A 6583-nucleotide genomic window follows, 5' to 3' on the forward strand; every position below is an offset into this window, starting at 1 on the left:
CGGCGGTGGGCGCGTTCGACGCGGTGGGCTCCGTGCTCGTGGTGGCGCTGATGATCGCCCCGCCCGCCAGCGCCTACCTGCTGACGGACCGGCTGCCGCGGATGATCGGGCTGAGCATGGGGCTGGCGGTGGTGAGCGCGCTGGCGGGGTACTGGATGAGCTACCTGTTCGACGTGTCCATCGCGGGGTCCATGGCCACGATGACGGGCGTGGTGTTCATGCTCGTGTTCCTGCTCGCGCCGGAGCGGGGGCTGCTGGCCATCGCGCGGCGGCGGGCGCGGCAGCGGTGGGCGTTCGCGCAGACCATGCTGGCCATCCACCTGCTGAACCACGAGGACTCACCCGACGCGGCGGAGGAGTGCCGCGAGGGGCACCTGCACGAGCACCTGCGCTGGGAGCCGGAGTTCGCCCGCCGGGTCATCCGCCGCGCCGAGCACGACGGCTGGATCTCCCGCGCCGACGCCGACCGCTTGGCGCTCACCCCGACCGGGCGGACGGGGGCGCGCGCGGCCGTGGGGATGTGACGGACGAGTGCGAAAGTGCGAAAGTGCGAAAGTGCGAAAGAGGCCCGGCGCGGATGCCGGGCCTCTTTGCGTTCGGGGCGGGCTCGCGTCGAAAGTGGGCGAGATCCAGCGAATGTGCATCGCCCCAGCCTGAGCGGGTAAACCCGCCGCTGGGAAAGCGGTAAGCCCTGTCTCGCGCTGACGCGCTCTGCGAACAGGGCTTCAACCGACCGGACGCCGCCCCGCTGCACATCCGCCGGCCGTCTCCAGGGCAGTCCGCGAAGGCGGACTTCGCGAATTTCCAGCGGCGAATTCATTCGCTCTGGACGAGCCCTCTACGCCGGCGTCTTGCTCACCACCTGCACCAGCTGGTAGCGGCGCGACGAGCCGTCGGCGGGCGGGTTGGCGATCTCGGTCACGCGCACGCGCAGCACGTACTCGTGGCCCGGCTCATACGTGAACCCCTCGATCTCGCCATGGAAGTTGCCCCACGGGTCCGCGGAGTCGTCCCGGATCTGCAGGCACTGCATCTCGTACGTGCCGGTGCACGTGCGCGTGTACGAGGCCACGTACAACGTCAGCTGCTGCTCGCCGGCACCCGTGGGCGCGGCGCCGCAGGCGGGGAGCAGCGCGAGCGCGAACATCGGCAAAAAGCGAAAACGACGCATGGCGGATTCAAGGACGAGGTGACGGATGATCCCACGCCGATCAACGATCCACGCCCGCCATCCGTGACGATGCCAGCCGGCGGACCACCGCGACCGCACCGGATGGAAAAGCCCGCCCGCGACGACGAATCGTCGCGAACGGGCTCCGGTCATCAAAGCGCGGCGCGGATGGCGATCAGTCCGCCGCGGCGGCTTCGTCGGCGGGGCGCAGGGCCTCGAGCGCGGGGGTCAGGCGCTCGAACATCGCCGCGATCATCGGCAGCGACACGGCGCCCACCGACGCCCGGAACCAACCGGTGTCCTCCAGCATCCCGAACGCCTGGAAGTGCACCAGCGCCAGCCCGGCCGCGTCCAGCAGGTAGCGCCGGATCTCCTCGTTGGTGCGCAGCACCTCGCCCCCCGGCGTGCGCCAGCCGTGCAGCGCGATGCGCAAGCTCAGGTAGATGGCGCCCATGGGCGGGATGGCGCTCACGGGGTACCCTCGCTCCGCCAGCCGGCTGAAGCCCTCGTACAGCGCGTCCAGCCGGTCCTGCACGTCGCGCAGCATGGTGGCGTGGTAGCGCTCGATCTCGCCCGCGTCGTCCAGCAGGCGCGCCGTGGCCACCTGCTCCGCGCGCGGCGCCCACGCGCCCACGTGGCCCAGGATGCCGGCCATCCGCCTGGTCACGTCCGCCGGACCCACCGTCCAGCCCACCCGCACGCCCGTGGCCGCGAACGCCTTGCTGATGCCGTCGATGAAGACCGTGTACTCGCGCATCTCCGGCCGCAGCGACACCGGGTTCACGTGCTGCGTGCCGCCGAACGTGATCATCCAGTACACCTGGTCGTACATCACGTACAGCGGGCGCTCGTCCGGACCGCGGCGCGCGTTCTCCTCCAGCACCAGATCGCAGATATCGGCCAGGGCCTCGGCCGTGAACGCCGTGCCCGACGGGTTCAGGGGCGAGTTGAGCGCCAGCAGCCGCGCGCCGCGGATGACGGGCTCCAGGTCCGCGCGCGTGGGCAGGAACGCCGAGCGCTCGTCGCAGACGATGGGCACGCCCCGCGCGCCGGCCATGTGCACGTAGTGGTTGTTGTTCCACGACGGCGCGGGGTAGACCACCACGTCGCCCGGGTCCACGATGGCCGTGTAGGTGCTGTAGATGCCCGGCCGCGAGCCGGCCGTGATCAGGATGCTCTCCAGCGGATAGTCCAGCCCCAGCGTGCGCTGGTAGAAGCGCCGTACGGCCTCGCGCAGCTGCGGTACGCCGTCGGACGGCGGGTAGTTGGTCTCGCCCGCCTGCAGCGCCGCCACGATTCCGTCCTGCAGGAACTGCGGGATGGGAAATTCCTTCGGCGAAAAGTCACCGACGGTAAGGTTGCACACCTCGGTGCCGCTGGCCTGCATCGCACGGATGTCGGCGGCGATCTTGAGGATCTCGGAGCCCACGAGCCCCGCCGCCATCGTGCAAACACGCTTGTCCGTCATGTGCCGCTCCAGCCTCCGGAATCTCGTGCGGATGAAGTGGGTCGCGGGCGGCAAGGTAGCGTGCCGGGCGGCGGATGGATAGGAGCGGCCGGAACTGCGACTGCAGGGAATAGGGAACAGGGAATAGCCGGCGGGGGCGCGAAGCACGACGGTCATCGCGCTGTCGGCCAGCGGGCACCAACCGTGCACGGGGGCCCCGCCGATGGGGCGGACGGATGAACCACCACGGAGTGCACGATGAGCGAGAACGAGCGTGAGACCCGCCGCTGGTCGCTGAAGGAGCGCGAGTACGTCGGCGATGACGGACAGATCCACCACCACACCAACGTCTGGATGGAGCAGCACGCCGCCGATGGGAACGGCCGCGGCTCCGGCGGCAGCCGCGGTTCCAGCGAGAGCAGATCCAGTCGCGAGAGCCAGTCGCGGAGCGGCGGCGAGAGCGAAAGCCGCTCCGGCAGCCAGCGCGCCTCCGGCTCGCGGAGTCGTTCAGGCAGCGAGGGCGGCTCTTCCGGGCGCGACGGATCCAAGGGCGGGCGTGGCGGATCCAGGGGCGAGAGCCAGCGTGGATCGCGCGGCCGGTCCGGCGGGGAGAGCGGGGGCGAGGAGCGGTCGGACCGCGAGGGTGCCGGCAAGGGCCGCTCGATCCTCGCGGCCGTGACGCTGGGCGCGGCGGCGATGGCGGCCGTCGCGCTGGTGGCGCGCCGCCGCGACACGCCGCGCGAGCCGGACATCTACCCCGGCCGCCGCGAGGAGCTGGACCGCGACGAGACGGGCGACCGTGACGACAATCGCGACGACTCCGGGCGCGGGATGTACTGAGCGGGCGAGGGGCATCCAGAGCGGAGGCGTTCGATCCCGCACGGGCGGGCGCCCCCCATCCCCGACCCTTCCCCCACAAACTGCGTGGGGGAAGGGAGAACACCGGTCCTGCACGAGGGTGGCGTCCGGTCAGTTGAAGCCCTGTTCGCGGAGCGCGTCAGCGCGAGACAGGGCTTACCGCTGTCCCAGCAGCGGGTTTACCCGCTCCGGCGGGATGGTCGCCACGGTCGGGACCCTCCCGCGCGGGAAGTTGAAGCCTCACGTAGTTTGTGAGGCTTTCCGCTGTCGTTGCGGCGACTTTAGTCGCTCGGCGCGAGCCCCGCCCAAACGCAAAGAGGCCCGGCATCCGCGCCGGGCCTCTTCTCTTTCGCACTTTCGCACTTTCGCACTTCACACCCGCTCCACCCGCATCCGCAGCCCCACGGGCCGCAGCGTGATGCGCGGCTCGCCCACGACGCGCGCGCCGGGCAGCAGGCGCAGCTTCCAGCGGCCCGCCAGCGTGGCGAGGGCCAGCACGCCCTCCATCCAGGCGAACCCCTCGCCAATGCACTTGCGCGGCCCCCCGCCGAACGGGAAGTACGCCATCCGCGGCAGCGACGCCTCGAAGTCCGGCGCCATCCACCGCTCCGGCCGGAACGCCTCCGGCTCGCTCCACCAGCGCGGGTCGCGGTGCACGATCCACGGACTCACGAGCACGATGTTCCCCGCGCGCACGCGGTATCCGCCCGCCTCGAAGTCCTCCCGCGGCTCCCGCCCGATGGTCCACGCGGGCGGGCGGATGCGCATGGACTCCGCCAGCACCGCCCGGGTGAACGGCAGGCGCGGATAGTCCTCCGCCGTGGGCGCGCGGCCGGCCAGCACCGTCCGCAGCTCGTCGTGCAGCCGCGCCTCCACCTCCGGGTGCCCGTCCAGCAGGTGCCACGTCCAGGCGAGCGCGTTGGCCGTGGTCTCGTGGCCGGCCAGGAACAGCGTGAGCAGCTCGTCGCGCAGCTGCTCGTCCGTCATCCCGCCGCCGTCGCCCTCGTCGTCGCGGGCGGCCAGCAGCATGCCCAGCAGGTCGTCGTGCGCCTCGCCCGACGCGCGGCGCTGGGCGATGGCGCGGTAGATGGTGGCATCCAGCCGCTCGCGGGCGCGCCGCATCCGGATCGTGCCCGGCACGGGGATGCGGTCCAGCAGCTCGCCCAGCGGGTTGTGGAGGCGGTTGAACAGGCCCAGTGCGTCCGTCAGCGCGCCGCGGATCTCGTCCGCCTCGTCCTCCACCCCCGCGCCCAGCAGCGTCTCGCCCGCGATGGCGAGCGTGAGCCGGTTCATCTCCGCGCCGGCATCCACCTCCATCCCGGGGCGCCAGCGGTCCGCCGCGTCCACGGCGTAGCGCACCATCGTCCGCGCCAGGGCGGCCACGCGGTCGCGGTGAAAGGCGGGCTGCGCCAAGCGCCGCTGCCGCATGTGCAGCGGGTTTTCGCTCGTGAGCAGGCCGTGGCCCAGCAGCACGCGGGCGCGCTGCAGGGCGTAGCTCTTGATGAAGTTGCGGTGATGCGTGACCAGGACGTCGCGCACCAGGTCCGGGTGGCTCAGCAGGTAGATGCGGCGCCGGCCGATGCGGAACGAGGCCACGTCGCCGTGCGTGCGCTGCAGCGTCTCCAGCGCGCCGCGCGGGTCGCGGCGAAAGGCGAACAGGCGGGCCAGGGGGAAGGCGTCGCGCGGGCCGGGCGGGTCCGGCAGGGACGACGGGCCGCCCCGCGCGGGGGCGGCGTCAGGCGCCGTGCGCATCGCCCTTACCGGATGCGGTCGCCGATGCGGCCCCACCGCGCCGCCGTGATGAAGCTGGGAAAGGCGGCGCCCAGGTCCTTCTTGTCGTACGAGTAGTAGATGAACAGCGGCTTGCCGCGGATCACCTCGCGGGGGATGGGGCCCATGTAGCGCGAGTCCAGCGACTGGTCGCGGTTGTCGCCCATCAGCCAGTAGTGCTCCGCCGGCACCACGAGCGGGCCCCAGTTGTTGCGCGACGGCCGGTAGCGCTGCTTGTCGACGGACGGCAGCAGCAGCGGCAGGTGGTTCTTGGCGCCGTACCGCTCGGGGATGATGTTGGGATCCACCAGCCCGAAGCCCTCGAGCTCGATGTTCTCGTCGAAGCCCTGGTCATAGTGCGCGTACGGCTCGTTGGCCCGTTTGCCGTTGCGGAACAGCACGCCGTTGGCCATCTGCAGCGTGTCGCCCGGCACGCCGATCACGCGCTTGACGACGTCGATCTGGGGCTCGTTGTACGTGGGGCGAAAGACGACGATCTCGCCGCGGTGCGGGTCGCGCAGGGCGGGGAGCTTGATGTCGGTGAACGGCAGCGTGGCGCCGAAGAGCGCGTTGTTCGCCATCAGGTAGTCGCCCACCAGCAGCGTCTTCTCCATGCTCTCCGACGGGATGGAGTACGCCGTGATGAGGAACGTGCGGATGACGAAGAACAGCAGGATGGCCGCGCCCACGGACTTGAACCACTCCAGCACGCCCCCGGCGGCGCTTTCGGCCGCGACGGCCGCCTTGGGCTTGCCGCGCGCCTTGTCGCGGGCGCGCTGCTGCTCCTTGCTGCGCAGCGAGCCTACCAGCTCCTTGCGCTCCACGCGCGCGGGCGGCGTCCCGGCGCCCGTCTCCGCCGTGGCGGGCACGGCGGACGCGCTGTCGCCGGCCGGCGTCGTGGCGGCGGATTCCGCGCTGGTCGGGGCGAGCGTGGGGTCGGCGTCGGCACCGGGCAGGATGACGGTGCGGTCCGCGTCGTCGGACGCGTCCGTGGGCTTGCCGGGTTTCCCCTTGCGGCTGTGGGATTTGGCCACGATCTGCTGATCTATCTCTGGACGGCCGCGTGGGGATTGCGGGCGGGGCGCCTGGAGTGCCGCCCCGCGCGGGCCGTGCGGGTGAATCATCCAATATCCGCCGCGCGCGCGTCGTGCACAACCGCGGCGCGTTCCGTACGCCGGTGCCCCGCGAAAGTTTCGCGCCCGGCGCCAGTTACCGCGCCGCGTGATCTTCGATCGACCAGGACCGGCTTCGGTGAACAGATCGGGAGAGGCCCGGTCGTCCGCGTGTGGCAGGTCTTGCGCGAGCGCCCCCTCCGGGCTCGCGGAGCTCGCCCACCT

6 protein-coding genes are annotated in these 6583 nt (G+C 71.7%); 2 read left to right on the top strand and 4 right to left on the bottom strand.

The window, feature by feature from the left end:
• The coding region (locus tag VFZ20_RS00445) for a metal ABC transporter permease (RefSeq protein ID WP_329681837.1) at positions 1–524 on the top strand (524 nt) is incomplete at its 5' end.
• Positions 525–838: 314 nt separating this feature from the next.
• Here VFZ20_RS00445 and VFZ20_RS00450 read toward each other — a convergent pair.
• Together VFZ20_RS00450 and VFZ20_RS00455 are read right to left on the bottom strand one after the other, a co-directional pair.
• Positions 839–1147, bottom strand: coding sequence for a DUF4377 domain-containing protein (locus VFZ20_RS00450; protein WP_329681838.1), 309 nt, complete (start codon positions 1145–1147; stop codon positions 839–841).
• A gap of 199 nt (positions 1148–1346) precedes the next feature.
• Positions 1347–2639 carry a pyridoxal phosphate-dependent aminotransferase gene (locus VFZ20_RS00455; protein ID WP_329681839.1) on the bottom strand — a complete coding sequence of 431 codons (1293 nt, stop codon included), beginning with the start codon at positions 2637–2639 and terminating at the stop codon, positions 1347–1349.
• A gap of 237 nt (positions 2640–2876) precedes the next feature.
• Between VFZ20_RS00455 and VFZ20_RS00460 the strand changes: the two genes are divergently transcribed.
• Positions 2877–3458, top strand: a complete 582-nt coding sequence (locus VFZ20_RS00460; RefSeq protein WP_329681840.1) for a hypothetical protein — start codon at positions 2877–2879, stop codon at positions 3456–3458.
• Between the two features lie 390 nt (positions 3459–3848).
• On the opposite strand, the gene VFZ20_RS00465 is transcribed toward VFZ20_RS00460, so the two are convergent.
• Both VFZ20_RS00465 and lepB read right to left on the bottom strand, forming a co-directional pair.
• Positions 3849–5228 (bottom strand): cytochrome P450, encoded by a 1380-nt coding sequence (locus VFZ20_RS00465; protein WP_329681841.1) that lies wholly within the window; start codon positions 5226–5228, stop codon positions 3849–3851.
• Between the two features lie 5 nt (positions 5229–5233).
• Positions 5234–6280, bottom strand: a complete 1047-nt coding sequence (gene lepB / locus VFZ20_RS00470; RefSeq protein ID WP_329681842.1) for a signal peptidase I — start codon at positions 6278–6280, stop codon at positions 5234–5236.
• Between the last annotated feature and the right edge of the window lie 303 nt (positions 6281–6583).

This window comes from Longimicrobium sp., assembly GCF_036280135.1.
Classification (GTDB): Bacteria; Gemmatimonadota; Gemmatimonadetes; order Longimicrobiales; family Longimicrobiaceae; genus Longimicrobium.